This is a genomic window from Bradyrhizobium roseum (assembly GCF_030413175.1).
In the GTDB taxonomy this organism is placed as follows: Bacteria; Pseudomonadota; Alphaproteobacteria; order Rhizobiales; family Xanthobacteraceae; genus Bradyrhizobium; species Bradyrhizobium roseum.
In genome coordinates this window covers 809516-833463 of record NZ_CP129212.1, presented here as the reverse complement: position 1 = coordinate 833463, position 23948 = coordinate 809516, and the positions used below count along the sequence as shown (strand labels likewise).

The following is a 23948-nucleotide window of genomic DNA, read 5'->3' as shown; positions in this document are numbered from 1 at the left end:
AGGTTTCACGCTTCCTTCCTAGATTTGCGAGAATTCACAAGGTTTGTTTAGGACTTTGCCGCGCGAGTGCGCATAATGCACGTCTAGCGCTATTTTTCCGGACGGATTCGATGCGTGAGAAAGCCGAACCAGCATGTATCGCCGATGTCGGTTTGCTCGAGCCCCTGACGCAGCAGTTTGTCGATGCGATGGCTAACGGCCCGACGACACGCGAACTGTCTTTCAAAGACGCACGAATGTTTCTAGCGGATATCCAATCAGGCGTCATCGGCAAGCCAGCCGTGCATTTTGAGGATATGGTAGCCTGCACCGGTCCCACCGGCACGGTGCCAATTCGCATCGTTCGACCGGAGAGCGCAAGTGAAACTCTGCCTGCATTGGTATATGTCCATGGCGGTTGGACTTCCGGCGATAAACAGACGCACGATCGCTTGATTCGCGAGATCGCGGTCGGTGCGCACGTCGCCTTGTTCTTTGTGGATTACGACCGCTCGCCGGAAGCCAAATATCCCGTAGCAATCGAACAGGTCTATGCCGTTACCAAATACCTAGTGGACCATGCTGGGCATCTAGGAATTGATTCCACGCGGATGGCCATCGTTGGCGACGGTATCGGCGGCAACATGGCCGCCGCGGTCACTCTCATGGCAAAGGAGCGGCGCGGCCCCAAGATAGACGTGCAGGTGCTGTTCTACCCCGCCGTCAGCCTGATGTTCGACACCGGGTCCTATGCCTCGTTCGCAAATGGTCCGTGGCTGACCAGGCAAGCGATGGAAGCGTTCAGGAGCGCTTATATTCCGGACCTCGCCACGCGCAGGCAGATCACCGCGGCACCGCTCAACGCCTCGATTGATCAACTGACCGGCCTTCCGGATGCGCTTGTCATCGTCGCCGAAAACGACGTTCTCCGTGATGAGGGTGAGTGCTACGCGCGCAAATTGGCTCGCGCGGGGGTGCGCGTCACCTCTACGCGATACAACGGCACTATTCATGATTTCGTCATGCTCAACGCACTGGCCGATACTCCTGCTGCCCGAGGCGCTATTGCGCAGACCAACGCCCTTCTCCGGTCCATTCTTGAATGAAGGAGGCACGCAGTGGTTGGTACAACTGCACTCGCCGGGCCATTTGCTTTACCCCGCCTTCCCATGAGCCTGGCTATCGACAATACGGATCCGCTTGTCTTGATCGTGGACGATGACGAGGAGGTCCGGTCCGCGCTCCGCGAACTTCTGCTGTCGGTCGGAATTGATGCCTGTTGCTTTGGATCGACACAAGAATTGCTGAGTGCCGATCTTCCGGAGCGGCCGGGTTGTCTAATCCTCGACGTTCGTATGCCCGGAGCAAGCGGCCTGGATCTCCAGCAGCACCTCGCTCTGAACGGCAGTACGCGACCGATCATTTTCCTTTCCGGTCATGGCGACATCGCCATGACCGTGCAGGCGATGAAGGCTGGAGCTGTCGATTTCCTTACCAAGCCTGTCAGAGACCAGACGCTCCTCGATGCAGTCAGGGCCGCGATCGAGAAAGATGTCTCGCAAATGGCCGCGGCCCGGCTCGTCAAACAGCATGTCGACCGCTACGCAAAGTTGACACCGCGCGAACGCGAAGTTCTGCGCGAGGTGGTCAAGGGCCGCCTCAACAAGCAAATTGCCTTCGATCTCGGTATCAGCGAAATCACCGTCAAGTTGCACCGCGGCAACGTCACCAAAAAGATGCAGGCAACGTCCGTTGGTCAGCTCATTCGCATCTGGGAACTGTTGCCTGCGGCAATTCGAGAAGGATCACCCTAGACCAAAGGATGGTTACAGTCCGGGCCAGCAATGGGCCAGATGCGAGGGTGGCCATCCGGCCACGCTAGCGAAGGTCACTGGCTTGTCTAAAGCGCCTATTGTCGCGATCGTAGATGACGACGAAGCTGTGCGAGAGGCCCTTTCCGACCTCCTTCTGGTGCTGGATCTATCGTGTCGCACTTTCGATCGAGCGGAGGCCTTCATGGCGGAATACGTCCCGGGCGGGTTCGATTGCCTGATTACCGATGTGAGCATGCCGGGACATAGCGGGCTCGACCTGCTGCATCGACTACGGAGCATCGGCTCCTTAATACCCGTCATCATCGTCACTGCCGACACGAAATCGGCGACCCGATTGCGCGCCATGAGAGGCGGCGCCCAGGCATATCTGACAAAGCCGGTAAACAGCGAAGCGCTGCTTGGTCATCTGCAGTCCGCTCTGAGACATGTGGATCCGTCCTCTGATGGTAATGGGCGGGGGACGCCTTCCGATGACTAGCCTCATCCACAAAGCCATCACGGGCGGCCCAGAACGCCCGTTCGCGTCTGCGCCGGGAATGGAATTGTCCGATTGGGCATCTGAAAGCGTGATCGTGCGCAACGCGGATGGCATCATCCAGTACTGGAATGCAGCATCGGAAGCTCTCTATGGATGGCCGGCCATGGCCATGATCGGGCAGAATTTTGCGGCGTTCTGCGCGCCCGGCCCCGACACTGCCGAACAGGTCCGCACACTGCTGCAGGAAGGTCGGTGGGAGGGTGTGGCCCGTAGACGCAGTCCGGATGGAACAGAAGTTGCTGCCGCCGTCAGGCAAATCGTCAGGCGAGACGCAAGCGGCACCGTGCTTGATATCATTGAGTTCGGACGAGACGCGGGGAGAATAGCCCAAGCCGCAACCATGCGCATGGATGCCGAACTCCAAAGCTACCTAGCGGCCGCTTGGGAGCTTGATACCTCGCCCGCACGCTCTGTGCTCCATACGATCGACGAACTCAGAAGCCGTGGCATAATCGACAATCTCAACGAACATCCGAAGTGGGTTGAGAGGCTCCTGACGGCGACCCGCATCTCGGCCGTCAACGATCGCGCGGTTCGCATGTTCGGAGCGCATGCCGGGTACGAGCAGATGGTCGGTCAACCCGTCGGCGCGTTCTGGCCGGCAGAAAGTCGCTCAGTCCTTGCCTCCCTACTAGAAAAAGTAGCGACCGATCGCTCGCCCTTCGAGGCTCGCAAAATGGTCTCGAGCGGAACTATCCGCAGTCCCATCATCAGTGCATGGCGTGCTGCGGAGCCGAAGCCTCCCGGCACCGTGCTTGTAACGATCAAGGGTGCAGCAAGTGACGATCGCACGTCCTGGGAACTGCAGGCGAGCGAGGACCGATACCGCAAGCTGATTCAATATCTACCGACCGCGCTCTGGCAGGTCGACTCCCGTCGCGCCGCCGACGCGCTCGAACAGTTGAAGGCAAACGGCGTACGCGATATCGCAACCTATCTCGATCAGAATCCGGACCTAGTTGAACATGCCAAAGACGTCGTGCGCGTAACGGATGTAAACCGCGGCGCGGTTTCGCTGTTTCGCGCCGATAACGCCGCTGCTCTGATAAAGTCTGTTCGATACATCTTTGCCGCGGCCCCCGGGCTCGCGGAACGGGTCATGGTTGCGCACTTCGAAGGTCGCCGAAATTTCATCGAAGAGACCAGGATTCGCGCCTTTGACGGTACGGTCGTCGATGTTCTGTTCACGGTTACATATCCGGTGCCGCCCGAGCAACTGGACATGACCTTCATAACCATGCAGGACATCAGCGAGCGGTTGAATGCAGAACAGCAACTTCGAAAATTGCAGGCCGACTTCACGCATGCTGGACGCATCGCAACCCTCGGCGAACTGGCAACCTCGATTGCGCACGAAATCAACCAGCCGCTTACGGCAATCATTACCAACGGCGAGACGAGCCTGAGGTGGCTCGCGCGCGCCGATCAAAACATCGAGAAGGTCACACAGCTCACTTCCAGAATCGTATCGAGCGCGCGGCGTGCGGGTGAGATCATTCATCGCATCCGGGGCATGGCGGCGAAAAATGAACCGGAGAAACGTCTCATCGACCTCAATGAGACAGTCGAGGAAGCCCTCCTGTTCATCCGCCACGACATTGACGCGAAGTCGATCGTTCTTTCGGCGACCCTCGGCGCAGGACTTCCCCGCGTGCTGGGTGACCGGATTCAGCTGCAGCAAGTGATCATCAACTTGCTGGTCAATAGCGTCCAGGCGATTACCCAGTCCGGGCAGCCAATCCGTCGAATTGACGTCCAAACATCGCTCGATAACGAGGGTTCGGTCGTCTTTTCGGCTTTTGACAATGGACCGGGCATTCCTGCCGCAGACCTGGGTCATGTCTTCGATAGCTTCTTCAGCACCAAGGAAGCAGGAATTGGCATTGGCCTGGCTATTTGCCATTCGATCATTACCGCGCACAGCGGCAGCATTTCAGGTTCAAACCGTCCGAACGGCGGCGCACATTTTCGCTTCACGCTTCCTGTGCCACGGCTCGACCCGCCCGATTCCAGTGTTGTCGATTTCATCGGCCAAGCGCACCAGCCGATCCAGTGATCCTTTGCCGATGAGCTCTTATTCCATTCTGGCGCGGTCGGCCCGATGACGCACAATCCGCGCGTACTATCCCAAAGTACAGGTCAATCTATCTGCTGAGCCTAGCGGGATCAGACTCACCGCACGATACCGCCACGCGGTGTTCCCTATCATCATTGCGAGCAGACGAGGCAAGGTCTCCGCGCCTGCCCAGAGATGAATGTCCGGAGTGAGCACATAGCTTCCCAACGCGAGCATATGCCCATGAGTAAGCCAATCTTGCACGATCGTTCAGTGGATCAGCCGGTCGCGCCTGAAGCGCATCAGAGCAACATGCCGATTTCCGATGGGCGTCCCCCCGATGCGGAGATGGCACGCGTGCTCGGGACCACACCATTTCACATGGCTTTGGATGCCTCCGGCAGCGGGATCGCCCACTGGAAACATGACCCGTTGCACGACGACGTCGAGCCCATGGCCCATCACGTCATCATGGCTTATAACGGCTCGGTGCAGCGCATGGAGCGGCGGACCGGGAGATCGGTTGCGATTGGAACGTTTCGTCGCGGGGTTGTGATAATCATTCCGGAAGGATCAAGCTCCCGGTGGGATATCCCAAAGCCTGTTGACGTCGTTCAGCTCTATCTTCCTCACGCAATGCTGAAACGCGTTGCCGACGAAGCCGAGATCGCATCACCGACCGATCTCCTGGAGAGAACTGCGTATCCCGACCCCATTACGTCCCGATTGCTCTTGAGTGCGGCCGATGCCTTGGAGGGCAATGGGGCCCTGGATGCGCTGTTCAGGCATCAACTGACAGACCTATTGGCCACACGGCTCCTGGCTGCGCACACCGGCTCGCCAAGCACGTTCCAGCCGACCATCGGCGGGCTGTCGCAGAAGGTCCTGCGCCGTGCAATCGAACGCCTGCGCTCGGACAGCGGTGCGGACGTCTCCCTCGATGCGCTGGCTTCCGATGCCGGCCTGTCGCGCTTCCACTTCTGCCGCGCCTTTAAGGAAAGCACCGGCCTTTCGCCGCACGCCTGGCTGCGCCAGCACCGGCTTGAGCACGCCATGAACATGCTGCGTGACAGCGATGTATCGATCGTCGAGGTCGCAGTCGCGCTCGGCTATTCCTCGCAGACCGCCTTCGCCGCGGCATTCCGGAAGCTGACTGGCGAAACTCCCAGCGACTGGCGACGGCGCATGCGTTAGCAGCAATCTCTCTACAGGTACGGCAATCGCTCTGGGGCAGCTGAAGATCCGATCAGTTACAACAATCACAGTGTCAACGACAACCGACGGAGACCACAATGATCAAGAAAACCTTCGTCAACCGGCTTGCCATCTCATCGCGAAGGCACGGCCTTGCAACCGCAACCGTGTACGGGCTTTCGCTGGCCGTCCGTTTCACCTCGGCAGCGGGCGAGGAGGTCGAGTTGCCAGTGCAGTCCGCGCAACGGGCCAAGTCCGTGATGTCCATCATGACCGAGACCGGCCCCCGACTCCCCTATGAGGACTGGACGAACGCCGCGCGGGCATGTGAGTCCTCGCGGCCAATGTCGATGCCGGACGGCCTCCGTCCATAAGGATCGAGACCTTTTCATTTCACTTCTTCGTGTCGTCCTCGAGCGCTGCCCTCAACGGGAGCAGCGGCGGTAACGCGCGAACTTTGGGGAATTCAACCAAGGAGAAGACACATGCGACTGGTCATCATCGGCGCCGGCTTCGCCGGCATGTACGCCGCCCTTTCCGCAGCCCGCCTGCGCGACATCCAGGGCGTTTCGCCCGACGAACTCGAAATCGCACTCGTTGCGCCGGAGCCGACGCTGGTCGTTCGCCCGCGGCTTTACGAGCCGAAGCCTGAGACCCTGACGGCGCCGCTGCTGAATGTCCTTAAGTCGATTGACGTCGTCTACGTGCAGGGCAGCGCTGAGACGATCGACACCAAGTCCCGCATGGTGCAAATCGCCACCGCCATGGGAACGCGAAAGTCGCTCTCCTACGATCGCCTGGTGGTCGCCACCGGCAGCCGGCTGTTCCGTCCGAACATTCCTGGCCTCGCCGAACACGGCTTCAGTGTCGACTCGCTCGATGATGCGCTTGCCCTCGACAAGCATCTGCACAGCCTCCCCGACCGGCCGGCCATCAATGGACGCGACACGGTCGTCGTCTGCGGCGGCGGCTTCACCGGCATCGAGGCGGCCACCGAGATGCCGGCGCGGCTGCGCGAAATCTTAGGCGACAAAGCCAAGCCGCGCGTCATCATCGTCGACCGCAACAATGCGATCGCACCCGACATGGGCGAAGGCCCCCGCCCCGTCATCGAGGATGCTCTGCGCAAGCTTGGCGTGGAGACCCGTCTCGGCGCCGGTGTCGCCTCGCTCGACGAATCCGGCGTCACGCTTTCCAACGGTGAACACATCGAAACCGAGACCGTGGTGTGGGCAGCTGGCATTCGCGCCGCGCCGTTGACACAGCAGATCCCCGCCGAACGCGACAATTTCGGCCGGCTGCTGGTCGACCGCGACCTGCGCGTGCCGGGAGCGGACGGCGTGTTCGCGACCGGGGATGCCGCCCGCGCCGCCTGCGACGATGAAGGCAACTACGCGCTGATGTCGTGCCAGCACGCCACGCGCATGGGCGCCTTTGCCGGCAACAACGCCGCCGCCGAGCTGGTCGGCGTTCCGACCAAGACTTATCACCAGAAGGGGTACGTTACCTGCCTCGACCTTGGCGAAGCCGGTGCACTGTTCACGACCGGCTGGGATCGCAAGATCAAGATGGTCGGCGACGTCGGCAAGAAGACCAAGCGCGAGATCAACACCGTCTGGATCTATCCGCCGCGAGCCGAACGCGCCGCCGCGCTGGCCTCGGCCGATCCGGAGCGTGTGACTGACGTGACTGGCTTCTTATAGGCCCTCACGCGAAACGGGCCGAGCATGCCCTACCGAAACGCGGCCCGCCCAGAATCGAGCCCCAAGGTCGAACACATGAGTTTTCAAGGATGGATCAGATGATCCGCAACACTCAGGAGGAGACAAGCATGAACTTGCACAACATCTCGCACATGAGCCCAGACAACCCTTCACACCTCGGTCGACCGAAACACGACGAATTGGTCCCGTCGCGCTACGCGGTGCGGGTCGGCGAGATCGAAGTGCTGGTGATCAGCGATGGGATACTATCGCTGCCGACCAAGATGTTGGCACACGACACCGACCCGGCCGTCCGGGCGGCTTGGCTGGACGACATGTTCCTGCCGCCGGAAATGATCGATTGGCCGCTGAACGTGGCCGTGGTGAACAGCGGCGGCCGAACCATACTCGTCGACGCCGGTGTGGGTGTGAACCCGAACCTGCCGCGAGCCGGGCAGTTGGCCCAGCGACTGGAGCACGCCGGCATCGATATCGGATCCGTGACCGACGTGGTCCTTACTCACATGCACATGGACCACATTGGCGGGCTGCTCATCGACGGAGTGAAGGAACAGCTGCGTCCCGACCTGCGGATCCACGTGGCGGCCGCCGAGGTCAAGTTCTGGGCGAAGCCCGATTTCTCCCTCACCTCCATGCCGCAGGGGTTCCCGGACGCACTTGAGACGACCGCCCAGCGGTTCTTGAGGGAGTACCGCAGCCAGTTGCGGACGTTCGAGGAGCAGCACGAGGTTGCGCCGGGGGTGGTGGTCACTCGCACCGGCGGCCACACCCCCGGACACAGCGTGGTGCGCCTGGCGTCAGGCGGCGACCGGCTGACGTTCGCCGGCGACGCCGTGTTCACGGTCGGGTTCGACCACCCTGACTGGCACAACGGCTTCGAACACGACCCCGAGGAGGCGGCCCGCGTTCGGGTCAGTCTTTTGCGGGAGCTGGCGGCGACCGGTGAGCTGCTGGTGGCCACTCACCTGCCGTTCCCGTCCGTCGGCCGGGTGGCAGTCACCGGCGACGTGTTTCGTTGGGTTCCGGTCACCTGGGATTACTGACCGCTTGTGCATCGCCTCACGCGACACGGGCCGCGTTTCGAAACGCTGGAATCGCGGCCCGCTCACCTCAATCGATCTGGAGCTCGACGACGATGAAACACGAGACCGTGCGTACGAGCGCGTTCGCCATGCCGCTGACGAACCCGGCTTTTCCGTCCGGCCCCTACCGGTTCGTCAACCGCGAATACTTCATCATCCAGTACCGGACCGATCCCGAAGCACTGCGCCGGGTCGTGCCGGAGCCGCTCGAACTCGCGGAACCTGTGGTGAACTACGAGTTCATCCGCATGCCTGACTCCACCGGCTTTGGCGACTACACCGAGAGCGGACAGGTCATCCCGGTGTGCTTCCGCGGCCAGACCGGCAGCTTCGTGCATCAGATGTTCCTCAACGACCATCCGCCGATTGCGGGCGGCCGCGAGCTGTGGGGCTTTCCCAAGAAGCTGGCGCAGCCGAAGCTGGCCGTCGAGATCGACGCACTAGTCGGAACGCTGAACTACGGCTCGGTGCGCATCGCGACCGGCACCATGGGCTACAAGCACCGCGCCCTCGATGCCGTTGCCGAAGCAAAGAAACTCGCCGCGCCGAATTTCCTGCTCAAGATCATCCCGCATGTCGACGGCACGGCACGCATTTGCGAACTGGTGCGCTTCCACCTCGAGGACATCACCGTGAAGGGCGCGTGGACCGGGCCAGCTGCGCTCGACCTCTATTCCCATGCGCTCGCCCCCGTCGCGGAGCTGCCGGTGCTGCAAGTGCTGTCGGCCAAGCACGTCGTCGCCGACCTGACGCTCGGGCTCGGCACGGTGGTCCACGACTATCTGTGCCCAGCCGCGGTGGCGCGATGGCGCGGAGCCGCATCTGAAATCCTGATCGAAGCGAACGCCGATTGACCGGATCAGCCGCAATGCAGGGAGTACTGGCAATGTTGAACGTGACGCGCGAGCAAATCAATTCTGCGCAGCAGATCAATCCGCTGCCATATGATGTCGTCGCTCTGGTGTTGCAGGGCGGCGGAGCGCTGGGTGCCTATCAAGCCGGAGTCTATGAAGGCCTCCACGAGGCCGGCATCCGGCCGAACTGGCTGGCCGGCATTTCGATCGGCGCGCTCAACGCGGCCATCATCGCCGGTTCCCCGGAAGAAGAGCGCGTGGAACGGCTGCGCAAGTTCTGGGAGACTATCTGCGCTCATTCGATCGAGTGGCCCGCCGGCGAAGGGTTGGTCGACGCCTTGCCATTTGCTCTCGACTTTCACTCGGTCCGCAACGCGTTGGCGGCGGCGAGAGCCCTGGTCCAGGGCCAGCCCGGCTTCTTCAAGCCACGCTTCCCCTCGCCACTCTGGTCGCCTTTTTCGGGCGATGCCGCGACCAGCTTCTACGACACCGCACCGTTGCACCAGACGTTGGAACGGCTAGTCGACTTCGACCGGCTGAACTCGGGCGAGGTGCGCGTCAGCGTCGGCGCGGTCAACGTTCGCACCGGCAACCTGACCTATTTCGACACTGCCGAGCGCTTGCTGGGACCCAAGCATTTCATGGCTTCCGGCGCGCTGCCGCCAGGATTCCCCGCCGTCGAAATTGAAGGTGAGCACTATTGGGATGGCGGCGTGGTTTCTAACACGCCTCTCTCCCGCGTGATGTCAGGCGATGCGCGTGATACGCTGACATTTCAGATCGACCTCTGGTCAGCCAAGGGCCGCGTTCCCTACGACATGATGGAAGTGTCGAGCCGGCAAAAGGACATTCAGTACTCGAGCCGCACCCGCACCGTCACCGACCAGGCGCTGCGGATGCAGAAGATGCGCCAGGCGCTGCAACGGACGCTCGACGTGCTGCCGGAAAGCGCAAGGAAGGATCCGGAAATCCGCGCCATCGCGGATCTGGCCCAACACCGCTCGCACAACATCATCCACCTGATCTATCAGTCCAAGCTCCACGAGGGTCACTCGAAGGATTACGAGTTCGGGTTGAGCGGGATGCGCGCCCATTGGCAGAGCGGACTGGAGGATATCCGCCGCACGCTGGCCGACCGCCGGCGCCTCGACCCGCCGCCGCCCGAGATCGGCATCGTCACCCATGACATCCATCGCCGCGATTGAGTTCCGGCCATTCGTCTTTCAAGCATCGAAAGGAAATCCCATGTTGAAGGGCAAGGTAGCGATCGTCACTGGATCGACCAGCGGCATCGGTCTCGGGATCGCCAAGGAGCTGGCAAAGCAAGGCGCCGACCTCGTGTTGAACGGTTTTGGCGACGCCGGCGAGATCGAGGCGATCCGCAGCGGCATCGAGCGCGACTACGGCGTGCGCGTCGCCTATGACGGCGCCGACATGTCCAAGGGCGAGGCTGTGCGCGGATTGATCGACGCGACCATCGAGAAGTTCGGCCGCCTCGACATCCTCGTCAACAATGCCGGCATTCAGTTCACCGCGCCGGTGGATGAATTCCCGCCGGCCAAATGGCATGCCATCCTCGACATCAATCTGTCGGCGGCGTTCCACGGCATTGCGACCGCGGTGCCGCAGATGAAGAAGCAGGGCTGGGGACGCATCGTCAACATCGCCTCTACGCACGGCCTCGTCGCCTCCACGCATAAGGCCGCCTATGTCGCGGCCAAGCACGGGCTGGTCGGTCTCACCAAGGTGGTCGGCCTCGAGACCGCCGGCAGCGGCGTCACCTGCAACGCGGTCTGTCCCGGCTGGGTGAAGACGCCCTTGGTGGAAAAACAGATCAGCGACATCGCCGCGCAGCGAGGCATCAGCCAGAAGCAAGCGACTGAGGAGCTTCTCGCCGAGAAGCAGCCGTCGCTCGATTTCGCTTCGCCGGCGCAGCTTGGCGGCACCGTCGCCTTCCTGTGCTCGGCGGCGGCAGACCAGATCACGGCCACCGCGATCTCCGTCGATGGCGGCTGGACCGCGCGGTAGCCCCACGTGAGCCGGCCTTTGGTGAACAGCAATAACCGTTTCAGGAGACGTCATGTCCCATTTCGACAAGAAGAAGAGGATTGGCTTGTTGCTGTGCCTTGGCGCAGTCCTGGTCGTGGCCGGCGGATGGGTCTATGCCCATTCGGACGAGACATTCACCGACAACGCCTACATTCGCGGGGACATGACCTCGCTCGCGCCGAAGGTTGCGGGCTACGTCACGGCGGTCGAGGTTCAGGACAACCAGGCCGTTCGCACCGGTGATGTCCTGTTCCGGATCGACGACCGGGACTACCGCGCTCGCCTTGCGCAAGCAGAAGCCAATGTCGAAGCGGCTCAAGCTCGCCTCGCCAATGTCGATGCGGAGACTCAGCTCCAGCACGCTCTGATACGGCAGGCTGAGGCTCAAAGACTTGCGAGCGTGGCCGAGATGAATCTAGCCCGCAAGGCTTCCGATCGCCGCCGCGAGCTGATCCGCACCAACGCCGTCAGCCAGGCGCAGGTCGATGAGAGCGATGCGGCGCTGTCGAAAACCGAAGCCGGCGTGTCGGCGGCGTCGGCAACGGTGGAGGCCCAGAAGCAACGCATCGCTGTTCTTGCCAGTCAACGCGGAGCTGCTGTCGCTGCCGTGGCGCAGGCGCACGCTGCGCGCGATATTGCCCAGATCGATCTCAACCACACCGTGGTGCATGCGCCGATCAATGGTGTCATCGGCAACCGTCAGGTCCGCGTCGGCCGGCTTGTCGCGCCGGGCACCTCCCTGCTCGACATCGTTCCGGTCAGGGACGTTTGGGTCGTGGCGAATTTCAAGGAAAGCCAAATCGAACATATCCGGCCCGGTCAGCGCGCCCACATCACCGTGGACGGCTATCCGAACCAAACGATTGAAGGCGTGGTGGACAGCTTTGCGCCGGGCAGCGGGTCTGCGTTCACCCTGCTCCCTACCGACAATGCGACGGGAAACTTCATTCGTGTCGTCCAGCGCGTGCCGGTGAAGATCAAGTTCGCCAGGAATCCTTTGCCCGGCCGCGTCGTGCCCGGCCTGTCAGCGCGTGTCGAGATCGATCGAGGAAGTGGCAAATGACCGCGATTGTCTGCGTCACGCCTGGCTACGACAAGCGCGCGGCAGGAAGCCTTCTCGTGGCAGGCATCGTGCTCGCCACCCTGACGGAGGCGATCGCGAGCACCGTCCTGTCGCTCGGACGCAACGACATCATCGGCGACATCCATGCAACTCCCGACGAGTTCGCCTGGCTCGACGTCGGATACACCGCTAGCAAGCTTATCGGGTTCATGATGGCCGCTTGGCTCATGACGCGCATAAATCCGCGCAGCCTGATCATTGGTTCAACGTTGGTCATGGGCGCGGCATGCGGAATTGCCGCCATCACATATCGGCTGGACTTCTTGGTCGCACTGCGCATGATACAGGGCTTCTCCGGCGGCACTTTGCTTATCGCCGGGCAGTCGATCCTTTTCCTAGCCTATCCGCGCTCCTGGCAGCCGATCCTTCAGGCCCTGTTTGCGGTGGGATCTGTCGTCGCTCCCGGAACCATCGCTCCGGCGCTCCAGGGGTGGTTGATCGACAGCCAGTCGTGGGCATGGATTTTCTTCGGCGTTGTTCCGGTGGCCCTCGCCGCTGCCGGACTTCAGTTGATCGCGGACAGCCCGAGGCAGTTTAAGACAGATCGCTTTCCGTTCGACTGGATCGGCTTCGTACTCCTGACGGTCGCATTTTTCTGTCTTACTTACGTTCTCAATCAGGGCAGCCGATGGCGCTGGTTCGAGGAGCCTCGCATCGTTTGGCTGACCGTGATCGGGACAGCCGCTTTGCTGGCCTTTCTCGGCCAACAGGTGATGGCCAGAAGCCGTGGCATGCTCGATTTCACCCTGTTCCGGTCGAGCGATTTTTCCTTCGCCTTCATCGTCAGCTTCGTCGCCGGCGCCGCCTTGTTCGGAAGTGCGTTCCTGATCCCGTCGTTTGCCGTGTCCGTGCTCGCGTTCACGCCTACCGATGCCGGCCTGCTCCTGTTGCCAAGCGGCGCGCTTTTCGTCGGCGCCCTCCTCGTGGCCGCCTTTCTTATGCAGGTACGCGGGGCTCCGCCGATCGTCACCGTGCCGTTTGGCATCCTGATGATCATGGTGGCGATGTGGATGCTATCAGGCTCGACCAGCGAAAGCGGCACCGACGACATGATGGCAGCCATCCTGCTGCGCGGCTTTGGACTTGGCTTCCTTTTTCTGTCGATCACCCTGATCGCCTTTAGCGACCTCAACAACCGCAACCGCGCGGCCGGCATCGGTCTCTTCAATGCCGGTCGTCAACTCGGTGGCCTCATGGGCGTCGCCGGGCTGCAGACCATGATCGACCACAATGTCACCGCCAATGCCACCGTGCTTGGCGCCAGTGTCACCGCAGGCGTTCCTGCGGTCAGCGAGCGGCTTACGACGATGAGTGCTATGCTCGTGGCACGAGGGATGGACGGCGTGACCGCCGGCCGGGCTGCGATGGGCCTGCTGGGCCGATCCCTCACCGGCCAATCCACAGTGATCGCCTTCGACACCGCCTTCGCCGCAATTGCCCTGCTTTTCGTCATCGCCGCGCCGGTGCTGGTCTCCATCAAGATCGCCTTCGCGCTGCACGCGAAGATGCGCGTGGCGCAGTTAGACCAGACCGAGGAGCCCTCCATGACACATGCTGCGCCGAATCCCGTTCGACAAGACAATACCATCTCGAGGCCAGACGCCCGCGCCGACATTGTGCTGGCAGTCAGCGAGGCTCTCGCTCGTCCCGGCGCGGCACCGGCTAACCTCGATAGCATACTGGATCGAAGCGGATACTCGAAGGAAGATATTCTATTGGCATTTGAGAGCGTCGACGATCTCATCGTCGCGATCGCCGAACACAAAACCTCCCTCATGTCGCAGCCATTGGTGAGGAGAGCGCCCCCCGGCACCATAGACGATGTACGCGAAACCTTGATCGCGTTCGGACGCGTTGCTTGGAAGGAATATTCGACTACCTTGGTCGGGTTCATTCGCATGATGATGACCGAAGGTTCACGCAACCCCTTGCTCAAGAAGCGGGTGCACGAGGCGGGTCAGGCAACGGTCACACTTAAGCTGCAGGAGTTCCTGTCAACAGCAAATGAACGGGGGATCCTGTCGATAGCGGACGCTCAGCTGTACGCCGAGCAATTGCTGGGACTGCTGAGAGAGCCGCTCTACCAGGCACTGATGCTGAGTCCCGCAATGCGCCGGGAGGGAGCAGCCGCCGACCGCGTCAGAGGCACGATCGAAACCTTTATCCATGGATGCGCGAGCGCGAGGAGCATTACACGATGACCACAGCTAATGATATTGCCCAGTCGAAACGGTTCTGCGTAAGGAATAGAGAGATCCCTTCAGAACTGAAGGTCGTCGGCGATGTCCCACCGGACTTGGCGAACAGCATCGACGAGGACGGCTCCCTTGTAACTGTCGATGCCGCCGACTGGATCGTCTGCTTCGTGCCCGGCCTCCGACGGCAATGGTGGCACCGGTTCGTCCATCGCAGGCACAAGCACGTTTTTGCCATGCGCCCCACGGGCACGGGGAGCTGGCTGCTCGTAGAGCCGTGGTGGACGCGCCTGATGGTGACGATCCTGCCGCCGGCCGATGCCGTCAGATTTCTGCGGTGGGGCGCGACGGGCGATATCCTTCGCGTGCGCGAAGCGGTACCAGGCAAGGCGAGCCAGATTCGCGGCTGGTCGAATTGCGCAGTTCTTTCTGCTTTCCTGCTAGGGCGATCGAGCTGGGCATGGACGCCACACGGTCTCTACCGGCAACTGCTCCGGGAAAAGTCGACACAGCGCGAGAGTGTCCAGCAACTTCTCGTCGACCAGTTCACCCAAGTTGTCAGCCATTGCTCGTCCAACGCACTGAGTGTCAGTGCCGACCAGCTTTCTCTCCCGTTAAGGGAATTGCTCATCATCGTTGGGCGCAATCTTCTCGAGACGATGATGACGCCGTCGTTGCTGGAGGTTTGCTACACCGCCATCCTCGAAGCGGACCGCTACCCCGATGCGACGCGGGCCTACGCGCAACATGGCCCTGCGCCGGCCATCGCGGTTCTTACGAAAGTTCTCGCAAAGGCGAAGCAGGCCGGCGGAATCGATCTTCCGGATTGTGAAGCCGGTGCCCGCCAGTTTCTTGGAATGCTCCACGGAAACGTTCATCTGGACGCCGTGCTTCAGCTCGGCGACATACCAACGCTCTCCGAGATCGATTTGCGCGCACGCACAGCGGTGAAGGTTTTTCTCGACGGGGCCGCGCCCGTCGAGACGGTGCCAATCCTTGCACGAGGAGCATTAATGGCAACAGAAGAGAAAATCGCACATGCGGAATGAAAAGGTCATCATCGTAACGGGCGGCAGCTCCGGGTTGGCGGAGAACACAACCGGCCGAGCTATCCTGCGACACCTGCGGAATACTGAGCGAGTGGCGGGGCGCAAGTGTCGGCAGCAAACCCTCTACAGGTACGGCAATCACTCTGGCGCAGCCGCAGCTCCGATACGCTAAGCCATCATGGTGCCCACAATCAACCGAACGGAGAAAAAGCATGGCCTGGAAAAGCATCGTCAGCCCCCATGCGATCGCACGGGCTTTTGCGCGCCGGTTCGCAAAGTCCGATTTTGCTCACAAGACAGTTGAGACCGTCTCCGAGTTCGCCAACGTCGTTCACAACTTGATTATGGACGTGCGCGATAGCTACCGGCCCGAGTTGCGCTACATGCGTGGCCCTGGCCCGAAATGGCATGCCAAGCATCAGCCTTGGCCCAAATTGCGACTGCGTCGCGAACTCGGTCGTCGCGCCGCATAGCCGGTATTTGAGAGAGGCGATCCCAGAGTGTATCGATTGCATCAGGACGCGAGGCAAGTTGGAGCAAATCTTCAACTTGTCTCTATCCAGCGGCTTGGCGACGTACCGGCCGTTCCGGTGTTCGATGCTGTACTCTTGGGGATGCTGGATCATTCTCGGAATACCTTCCTCGGAGAGTTCTTATTGTTGCCGGTCTTGGTTTGCATTGCCATTTGCATCCGAGTCAGCTCGTCAGGAAAAGAAAAAGGCCCGCCGGGGATGGCAGGGCCTTAGTTTTGAGCCCTTGGTTAGGTGTATTCGGACGAACTGTCGTGAGTGCGCCAGTTCATCGACTCACCGATCCGGCGCTGCACCAGCGTCGTCAAGGCTTCAGGATCATCCCTACGAGAATCTTAGACTGCGCCGCCAAGAGATGATGCATTCTGGGCCGCTGTAAGGTACTCTCCAGCGCCAACAGGCGCCACCCACGAGTGCCACACAAGAACAGATCGCCGGACCGAAAAGTACAGTAAAATCAATATCAAGCAGGATTACAGCCTTAGTTCAATCCTGTCTGGCAGCACCATTCATTTCCCACAACACTCGACCGATTGACTCAGCGATAGGCAACGACGCCGACATCCGCGAAAGCTCCCGCAAGACTGGCGACGCAATTGACTTGCGAAAACAAGAAAGACCGCCACCAGGGCGGTCTTCCGTTGTGCTTGATAGCCAGCGCCGAAAATCAGGCGATAGCAGTTCCGTTCCTGCGCCGATACGCAAAGAAACCCACGCCGAAGAAGCCGAGGATCATCATCGCCCAGGTGGAGGGCTCGGGGACGGCGGAGATCGTCGCGGAGAAGGTGGCGTCGAAAGCGCGGTTTGCGTTCGACCAGGTGGTAGTGCCGTCGCCGAAGACGTTGGCGTACACCAGATTGCCGAGATGCGGGTCGACGCTGGTGCATTGGCTGAAGCTCAGGCACGTACCGACGGTCGCCAGGCCGGAATTTCCTGCGATTCCGTAGGTGCTCAGGAAAGCCACATAGGTGTGGCCGTCGACAAGGCTCACCCCGGTGGGCGAGAAGTCGAAAACACCGGCGCCGTTCGCGCCGGATCCAATTCCCGATACCGTCGGGCTTTGCCAGAGCAAAGAGGTCGGTCCGGAGCCATTCCATTCGTACACCGCCGCATAGAGCGAGGTGATGGTCGAGCTGTTCAGGGTGAACTGGAAGTCGGTCAGTTGCCCGGAGATCGGCGACGTGAACGTCTGTCCGATGTATTGCGTTTGCTGACCTCCAGTCCCGGTGCCGAGATAGGGAAAGGAGTAACCGTTGATGGGATTGCTGATAACGTCAGCTGATGCGGGGGATACACTAACTGCAGCGACCCAAGCTAGCGCGGCAACTGCCGCAACCGTCTTGATCATTTTCATACCACTTCCTCAATGAACTCGCCTCTTGCCAGCCAAGCACCGGCCAAGGCTTTTCTCGCCGCGCGTTGCAGCGACAGTTCATCTTTCGTTTACCAGTATTAAGCGTGTGTGACGGTTTCCCACCGCCGGCGCGTCAGGCACGCATGCCGGTATGTGCCTGATGCTAGCGACGCTCGTAACAAGACGAGAGAAACACTCTCTGCAAGCGATGGCTGCATCAAAGGTCGGATCCTTGAGAGCGACAACCTTGGTTTTCCGTTGCGGAAAAACGTCAGCCTTCGGCGTGCTCGCGTTCGAACGCCCAGACCCGCTCAAAACCCATCAGGCGGGAGAAGTCGTCGAACGGATAGAGTTCCCCGCCCCACGCCTTGCTGGAGCCCTTGGCGCGGAGTTCACCATAGACGGAACGAAGTGCGGCGCCTGCGGCGAGAAATCCAGCGGTGGGGAAGATCGCGAGCTTGAAGCCGGAGGCCTCAAGTTCGGCGCGCGAGAGAATCGGCGTGCGGCCGCCTTCCACCATGTTGGCGACCAGCGGCACGCCGGCGAAGGTTTGGCCGATCTTGGCAAGTTCCGCCTCGCTCTCCGGCGATTCGATGAACAGCAAATCGGCGCCGGCCTTGAGAAAAGCTTCGCCGCGGCGCAGCGCCTCGTCGAGGCCGAGCGCGGTGCGCGCATCGGTGCGGGCAATGACGAGAAAATCCTTTGACGAACGCGCCTCACACGCGACCTTGATGCGGCGCGCGGCGTCGGCGATCGGCACCACCCGGCGGCCGGGCGTATGTCCGCATTTCTTGGGATATTCCTGGTCCTCGATCTGGATCGCCTGCGCGCCGGCTTTCTCATAGCCGCGCACGGTGTGATCGACGTTCAGCAGTCCGCCATAGCCGGTGTCGCCGTCGGCAATCAGCGGCGTCGATGTACCCGAGGCGATCTGCTGCACGCGGCCGACCATCTCGGTGTAGCTCGCCAGTCCCGCATCCGGGAGGCCTAGATGCGAGGCGACCACGCCATAGCCGGTGATGTAGAGCGCATCGAAGCCCATGGTGTCGGCGATGCGCGCGGAAATCATTTCGAACACGCCGGGCGCCGAGATCAAGCCGGGCTGTTTCAGGCGGGCGGAGAGGCTTTGCGTCATCGATTCATTACTTTCAAAATTGTCGGGCGCCTCAGGCGACGCGGTGGTGCAAGCGACGGTCGAGCCAGAGCAGCAAGGCGCTGGCAGATACGGCAACGATCGCGAGCAGAAGGATCGTCGCCATGATGGTGGGGACATCATGCAGGCCGATCGCGTTCATGATGAGGTAGCCGAGCCCGCGCTGCGACGCGAACATCTCGCCGATCAGCACGCCGAGCAAGGTGAGCGAGAAGCCGATGCGCAGGCCCGATACGATCTCGGGCATGGCGCCGGGGATGACGATGGAGAGCAGCGTCTGGCGGCGCGACAGGCGCATCACCCGGGCAGTCTTGAAATGGACGGCGGCGACGTTACGCACGGCGTTCATCGCGAAGATCGCGATCGGGACGATGCCGTGCAGCGTGCCGAAGGCGATCTTGGCGGGGACGCCGAGCCCGAACACCAAGAGGATCAGCGGATACAGCGTCACCTTGGGCAGGCTGTAGACCGACACCAGAATAGGCTCGGCGACTTCGGCGCTGGTGCGGTTGAGGCCGAGACTGAACCCCAGCGCGAGGCCGCCTGTGACCGCCAGCAGCAGCGCCCAGGCGAACGCGCGCGCGGTCTCGGCCGCATGCGGCCAGAAACTGGCGCTCGACAGCATCTGCCAGGCTCGATCAGCGGTGCCGGCCGGCGAGGTCAGCACAAACGGCGCCGCCCAGTGCAGCGCCTGCCAGATGGCGAGGCCGGCGAGCATCAGCAGCGCGGTATCGAGGACGCGTCTCATGTCAGCGCCCCCAGCGGCGCAGCAAGCGCCGCTCATAGCCGTAGAATAGCGCGTTGACGATCGTCACCAGCACGATGACGAACAGCATCAGCGCATACATCGTCCCGTTGTCGAAATTGTTGAAGGCATAGGAGATGGCATAACCCAGCCCGGAAGAGGCCATGATGAACTCGGCCGCGATGACGCCGATGAAGCAATAGGCGATGGCCAGCTTGACGCCGGTGAACAGGTACGGCACGGCGCTCGGCAGCTTGATCAGCAGGGCGGTGGCGGCGGGGCTCATGTGGTGGACGGCGGCGGTGCGCAGCAGCACGCGCGGGATGCGGTCGAAACCGTTGAGGGTGGCGATGATCATCGCGACCACGCCGAACAGAAAGCCGATCGCGACGATGGCGCCGCGTCCGAGGCCGAACAGCACGATGAACAGCGGATAGAACGCGAAGAACGGCAAGGCGTAATAGCTGGCGAGGAACGGATCGATCGCCGCGCGCAGCCGCGGAAAGCCATGGACCAGCGCGCCGATGGTAAAGCCGCCGGCCACCGACAGCAGCAGCGAGATCGCGACATTGCCGAGCGTCTCGGCGATGTCGGCATTGGCCTTGCCGGAGGCGAGCAGTTTTCCCAGCCGCACCGCCATGTCCGACGGCGCCAGCAGCACGCGCGGGCTGATCGCGCCGGTTCGGCACAACAGTTCGAGCGCCGCGATGAAGCCTGCGACCACCAGCAGGCGGATCAGGCCGACCCGGCTCATGAAGGTTTACCCTTTGAGGGCTTGGCTTGCCGCATCGTCTTCAGCGATTCCTCGCGCAGAACCGACCACAGCCGGGCGGTGATCGCGCCGAAGGCCGGATCGGCCGCAATCCGCGAATCGCGCTCGCGCGGCCAGCCGGTTTCCAGTTCCTCGATGATATGTCCGGGCCGCGCCGACATCACGCCGATCCGGTCGGACAGCATCGCGGCCTCGTCGAGCGCGTGCGTGATCAACAAGACGGTCGCGCCCGTGGCCCGCCAGACCTTGAGCAATTCGTCGCCCATCACCAGCCGCGTTTGCGCGTCGAGCGCGCCGAAGGGCTCGTCGAGCAGGATCATGCGCGGCTGCATCACCAGCGTCCGCGCGATACAGACGCGCTGGCGCATGCCGCCCGACAACTGCGCCGGATAGGCTTTTGCGAAATCGACCAGCCCCATCAGCCGCAGCGCATCGTCGAGCCGGCGCGCGATCTCTGCGGCATCGACGCCCTCGCGGCGCAGGCCGAACACGATGTTGTCGGCGACGTTGAGCCAGGCAAACGACGCATCCTCCTGGAACACGACGCCGACGCCCTCGGGCACGCGGCCATCAAGCGGGCGGCCCTCAAACAGCACCTCGCCGCTGGTCGGCTGCGACAGGCCGGCGAGCACGTCGAGCAGCGTCGACTTCCCGCAGCCGGACGGGCCGATCACCGAATAGAATTCGCCTCGCCGCAAGCGCAGGTCAGTGGCGGCGAGCGCATGGATGCCGCCGGGATAGACGCGGGTGACGCCGCGTATTTCGGCGTGCAGGTCGCCCCCGGAAGCCTCGCGCACCTTACCTTCCATCGTGCGCGCGACGGCGCTCATTTCAGAAAACTTTCGTCGACGACCTTGTTCCACTCGACCTTGCCGTCGATCTCGCCGACGATCTGCAGCCCCTTCACCATGTGATCCATGGCGTCGTACTCGAAAGCGCCGTCGCTCCAGTATTTCATCGCGATCAGATTGTTGACCGCAGCGAGAATGGTCTTCTCGTCGGTCTCGTAACGCTTCGCCACGATCCTGGCCGTCTCCTCCGGATTGGCGTAGAGGAAGGCGACCGCTTTGGCGCGCGCCTGCACCAGCTTGCGCAGTTTGTCCTTGTTGGCCTTGGCGTATTCCGACGTGGTGACGCCGACCGTCTGCACCATCGGCGGCAATTCGTCCTTGGCGAAGAACACCGGCTTGAACTTGGCCGACACCTTGGACCAGATCGGATCCATCACAGGCGCCGCGACCACGGCCTTCTGCTCGACCATCGTCAGCCCGGCGCCGATGCCGCCGGCCGCGACGGTCTCCGACTTGATGCCATGCTTGTCGCTCACCATCGTCAGCAGCATGTCGGTGACGGATTTCGGCGACGTGAAGGCGACCTTCTTGCCGGCGAGGTCCTTGACCGACGAGATGCCGGAATCCGGCAGGGTGACCCAGAGAATTTCGCCGGCGGTGCGCACGCCGGTATGGATGATCTTCAGATCGATGCCCTGCTTCATGGCGGCAAGGGCTGCCGACAGCGCCACCTCGCCATAGGGCAGGCTGGAGGCCATGACATTGCGCATCGTGGTGCCGCCGCCCTTGGAGGTAAGCACGCCGTCGATGTCGAGGCCGACCTCCTTGTAATAGCCCTTCTCGATCGCGATCGCGTAGGGCGCGCCGTACATCAGCACGCCCCAATGCGTGACCGTGATCTGTTCGGCCGCAGCCGGGCGCAGGCCTGCCCATGCCGCCAGGGTCAACGTGCAGCCCAGGACAAACTTGTACACAATGCTCATGGTCGCTCCCTACCCGGAATGATTGCCAAATCGCTTTGATTCAACAAATATCGACTGTCTCGTCGATACATCCTGTTTTTCTCCAGTTATATTGTATACAATGATCTCTTCTGTCCAGCGGAAAGATGCCGCCTTGAACCAACCCGAGCGCCTGCGCGCCTCCGACGTCGCCTACAGCTCGATCCGTCAGGGGCTGGCGGCCGGCCGCTGGGCGCCCGGTTCGCACTTGCGCGAAAGCGAACTCGCGGCCGAACTCGGCATCAGCCGCACGCCGGTGCGGGAGGCGCTGCGCCGGCTTGCCAGCGAACAGCTGGTCGCGTTCGAGCCGCATCTCGGCGTCCGGGTGCCGGGCTGGTCCCATCGTGACATCGAGGAGATTTTTGCGCTGCGCGTCGAGCTGGAAAGCTACGCGGCGGGACAGGCGGCGCGCCATGCCAGCCCGGCGCAGGTCGCCGAGCTGCGCGAACTCGCGAGGCAGATCGAGCAGGCCGCGTTCGGCGGCGCGGAGCCGGACTATGTGCGCATCACCGAGCTGAACAACCGCTTCCACAGCCTGATCGTCGCGTCGGCAGCCAACCAGCGCCTCGTCAGCCTCCTCGTCACGCTCGTTGAAATCCCGCTTGTGGTGCGCACGTTCACGCGCTTCGACCGGCAGGAACTGGCGCGCAGCGTCAGCCATCATTACGACCTGGTCGAAGCCATCGATGGCCGCAATGCGGATTGGGCCGTGGCGGTGATGCGCGCCCACATTCACGCCGGGCGGCAAGTCATGCTGCGCGCGTCCACCGGCGGCGCGGCGAACGAAGGGACGCGCGGGGCAACATCGGAAACCGCCGCCGGCTGAACCTTCTATCGCGCAAACATCCGCCGCATGTCCTCGTCGAGCTGCCGCCGCAATTCTTTCTGCTCCGCTTCGAGCCGCCTGCTTTCTTCCCTGTTCCGCTTGATCGAATCCGCCCAAACTTTTTGTTCCGTCTGAGCCTTGGTTCTGGCTTCACGCACCTCGTTCTGCCCCGGCAGATCCCACAGCCCGGCGATATTGGCCAGCAGGATGGCGATGCCGATCAGCAGCACGGAGCTCGCCACAACCTGCCACCGCGACATGGCTTTCGGATTTGCCCCCATCGCAACGGCGGCCGTCCCGGGCGCGGCGCGTCGCACGGCGGGCCTTGAAGCCGCCGCCGCATTGCCCTGCCCCACCGCGACGGCCGGAACGCTTGTGTTGCCGGGGCGGTCGCGAAACGCCATCCACCGCGCTTCGACCGCTTCGCGAAACGGACGCGGCTCGACCGACACGAGATCGTGGTGCAGGGCGACCTGGACCAGCCCGTCTTTTGGAATGAAATTCGCCCTCCAGCCGGGACCTGGCAGGAGCAGCGGAGAAACGCCTATCCGCCGGTCGTAGAATTGCTTCGACACCAGCACGACGGTGACGTTGGGATAGTTTACGACTTTACGGTCGGGGATTATCTGAAACCCGTAACGGAAGTCCCAAAAGCTCCAGTACCTCGCCTCGACGTCGATCGTGTCGATGCCCCGGATTTCGCTCCAGGGGATGTGGAGCGCCTTCAGCCAGGGGATCCGGTAGTCGATGCCGTCAGGCGAAAGCCTGAACAGCGGCCTGCCGTGGTGGATGCGCCGCCAGAGCGCAAGGGAGACCAGACAGATTCCGAAAGCCGTGCAGAGGGCGACCGCGATCATCGTCCCGATCGGCGCGGGATACGACAACACATGTATCAACAGGCCGAGGAAGATCAGCAAAAGGCCGCTCGGCAGCAGCCGAACCATGACCGCGTCCGAGCGGTATTCCAGCGTTCGATCGATATCCTCGACGATGACATTCATGGCTTCGCCTTTCGGCCCGAACCATAACCGGCAACAGCTGCCCGCTCCACAGCAACGAATATCCCGCGGCTGCGGATGCACAATGTCATGCGCTGAT

Annotated in this window: 22 protein-coding genes and 2 pseudogenes; 17 read left to right on the top strand and 7 right to left on the bottom strand. The window is 62.1% G+C overall.

What is annotated here, in order from left to right:
- Positions 1 to 110: 110 nt before the first annotated feature.
- The 16 genes and pseudogenes from QUH67_RS03805 (at position 111) to QUH67_RS03730 (ending at position 16151) form a co-directional block, all read left to right on the top strand.
- Positions 111 to 1085, top strand: coding sequence for an alpha/beta hydrolase (locus tag QUH67_RS03805; protein ID WP_300945310.1), 975 nt, complete (start codon positions 111 to 113; stop codon positions 1083 to 1085).
- A gap of 63 nt (positions 1086 to 1148) precedes the next feature.
- Positions 1149 to 1793, top strand: a complete 645-nt coding sequence (locus tag QUH67_RS03800; RefSeq protein WP_300947935.1) for a response regulator transcription factor — start codon at positions 1149 to 1151, stop codon at positions 1791 to 1793.
- On the top strand, positions 1732 to 2292 hold the full coding sequence (locus QUH67_RS03795) for a response regulator transcription factor (protein ID WP_320416119.1): 561 nt from the start codon (positions 1732 to 1734) through the stop codon (positions 2290 to 2292). The genes QUH67_RS03800 and QUH67_RS03795 overlap by 62 nt, the downstream gene beginning before the upstream one ends.
- Positions 2285 to 4408, top strand: coding sequence for a PAS domain-containing sensor histidine kinase (locus QUH67_RS03790; protein WP_300945308.1), 2124 nt, complete (start codon positions 2285 to 2287; stop codon positions 4406 to 4408). The genes QUH67_RS03795 and QUH67_RS03790 overlap by 8 nt, the downstream gene beginning before the upstream one ends.
- Positions 4409 to 4651: 243 nt before the next feature.
- Positions 4652 to 5602 carry a helix-turn-helix transcriptional regulator gene (locus tag QUH67_RS03785; protein WP_300945307.1) on the top strand — a complete coding sequence of 317 codons (951 nt, stop codon included), beginning with the start codon at positions 4652 to 4654 and terminating at the stop codon, positions 5600 to 5602.
- 98 nt (positions 5603 to 5700) lie between these two features.
- Positions 5701 to 5976: a hypothetical protein gene (locus QUH67_RS03780; protein ID WP_300945306.1), complete on the top strand. Its 276-nt coding sequence runs from the start codon at positions 5701 to 5703 to the stop codon at positions 5974 to 5976.
- Between the two features lie 111 nt (positions 5977 to 6087).
- Positions 6088 to 7305 (top strand): NAD(P)/FAD-dependent oxidoreductase, encoded by a 1218-nt coding sequence (locus QUH67_RS03775; RefSeq protein WP_300945305.1) that lies wholly within the window; start codon positions 6088 to 6090, stop codon positions 7303 to 7305.
- Positions 7306 to 7394: 89 nt separating this feature from the next.
- The gene (locus tag QUH67_RS03770; protein ID WP_300945304.1) at positions 7395 to 8369 is read left to right on the top strand and encodes an MBL fold metallo-hydrolase; all 975 of its coding nucleotides are present in this window, start codon (positions 7395 to 7397) and stop codon (positions 8367 to 8369) included.
- 92 nt (positions 8370 to 8461) lie between these two features.
- Positions 8462 to 9262, top strand: coding sequence for an acetoacetate decarboxylase (locus QUH67_RS03765; protein ID WP_300945303.1), 801 nt, complete (start codon positions 8462 to 8464; stop codon positions 9260 to 9262).
- Between the two features lie 32 nt (positions 9263 to 9294).
- Positions 9295 to 10467, top strand: coding sequence for a patatin-like phospholipase family protein (locus QUH67_RS03760; RefSeq protein WP_300945302.1), 1173 nt, complete (start codon positions 9295 to 9297; stop codon positions 10465 to 10467).
- 40 nt (positions 10468 to 10507) lie between these two features.
- Positions 10508 to 11290, top strand: a complete 783-nt coding sequence (locus tag QUH67_RS03755) for a 3-hydroxybutyrate dehydrogenase (protein ID WP_300945301.1) — start codon at positions 10508 to 10510, stop codon at positions 11288 to 11290.
- 52 nt (positions 11291 to 11342) lie between these two features.
- Positions 11343 to 12374: an HlyD family secretion protein gene (locus QUH67_RS03750; RefSeq protein ID WP_300945300.1), complete on the top strand. Its 1032-nt coding sequence runs from the start codon at positions 11343 to 11345 to the stop codon at positions 12372 to 12374.
- Positions 12371 to 13996 (top strand): annotated as a pseudogene (locus QUH67_RS03745) (DHA2 family efflux MFS transporter permease subunit); the annotation flags it as partial. The gene QUH67_RS03750 and the pseudogene QUH67_RS03745, both read left to right, overlap by 4 nt.
- Positions 13979 to 14635: a TetR/AcrR family transcriptional regulator C-terminal domain-containing protein gene (locus QUH67_RS34820; RefSeq protein WP_407080443.1), complete on the top strand. Its 657-nt coding sequence runs from the start codon at positions 13979 to 13981 to the stop codon at positions 14633 to 14635. The pseudogene QUH67_RS03745 and the gene QUH67_RS34820, both read left to right, overlap by 18 nt.
- Entirely contained in the window at positions 14632 to 15678 is a 1047-nt protein-coding gene (locus tag QUH67_RS03735) for a TetR/AcrR family transcriptional regulator C-terminal domain-containing protein (RefSeq protein ID WP_300945299.1), read from the top strand. The genes QUH67_RS34820 and QUH67_RS03735 overlap by 4 nt, the downstream gene beginning before the upstream one ends.
- Positions 15679 to 15890: 212 nt before the next feature.
- On the top strand, positions 15891 to 16151 hold the full coding sequence (locus QUH67_RS03730) for a hypothetical protein (RefSeq protein ID WP_300945298.1): 261 nt from the start codon (positions 15891 to 15893) through the stop codon (positions 16149 to 16151).
- Between the two features lie 724 nt (positions 16152 to 16875).
- On the opposite strand, the pseudogene QUH67_RS34895 reads toward QUH67_RS03730, so the two are convergent.
- The 6 genes and pseudogenes from QUH67_RS34895 to QUH67_RS03700 all read right to left on the bottom strand — a co-directional run.
- A pseudogene (locus tag QUH67_RS34895) lies at positions 16876 to 16977 on the bottom strand (PEPxxWA-CTERM sorting domain-containing protein); the annotation flags it as partial.
- 856 nt (positions 16978 to 17833) lie between these two features.
- The gene (locus QUH67_RS03720) at positions 17834 to 18697 is read right to left on the bottom strand and encodes an isocitrate lyase/PEP mutase family protein (RefSeq protein ID WP_300945296.1); all 864 of its coding nucleotides are present in this window, start codon (positions 18695 to 18697) and stop codon (positions 17834 to 17836) included.
- 31 nt (positions 18698 to 18728) lie between these two features.
- The gene (locus tag QUH67_RS03715) at positions 18729 to 19463 is read right to left on the bottom strand and encodes an ABC transporter permease (RefSeq protein WP_300945295.1); all 735 of its coding nucleotides are present in this window, start codon (positions 19461 to 19463) and stop codon (positions 18729 to 18731) included.
- Position 19464: 1 nt separating this feature from the next.
- Positions 19465 to 20214: an ABC transporter permease gene (locus QUH67_RS03710; RefSeq protein ID WP_300945294.1), complete on the bottom strand. Its 750-nt coding sequence runs from the start codon at positions 20212 to 20214 to the stop codon at positions 19465 to 19467.
- Positions 20211 to 21062 (bottom strand): ABC transporter ATP-binding protein, encoded by an 852-nt coding sequence (locus tag QUH67_RS03705; RefSeq protein WP_300945293.1) that lies wholly within the window; start codon positions 21060 to 21062, stop codon positions 20211 to 20213. Before QUH67_RS03705 ends, QUH67_RS03710 begins: the two co-directional genes overlap by 4 nt.
- On the bottom strand, positions 21059 to 22006 hold the full coding sequence (locus tag QUH67_RS03700; RefSeq protein ID WP_300945292.1) for an ABC transporter substrate-binding protein: 948 nt from the start codon (positions 22004 to 22006) through the stop codon (positions 21059 to 21061). The genes QUH67_RS03705 and QUH67_RS03700 overlap by 4 nt, the downstream gene beginning before the upstream one ends.
- 133 nt (positions 22007 to 22139) lie before the next feature.
- On the opposite strand from QUH67_RS03700, the gene QUH67_RS03695 reads away from it, so the two are divergent.
- Positions 22140 to 22850: a GntR family transcriptional regulator gene (locus QUH67_RS03695; protein WP_300945290.1), complete on the top strand. Its 711-nt coding sequence runs from the start codon at positions 22140 to 22142 to the stop codon at positions 22848 to 22850.
- A 5-nt stretch (positions 22851 to 22855) separates the two neighbouring features.
- Here QUH67_RS03695 and QUH67_RS03690 read toward each other — a convergent pair whose 3' ends face one another.
- On the bottom strand, positions 22856 to 23851 hold the full coding sequence (locus QUH67_RS03690) for a hypothetical protein (RefSeq protein WP_300945289.1): 996 nt from the start codon (positions 23849 to 23851) through the stop codon (positions 22856 to 22858).
- Positions 23852 to 23948 lie beyond the last annotated feature (97 nt).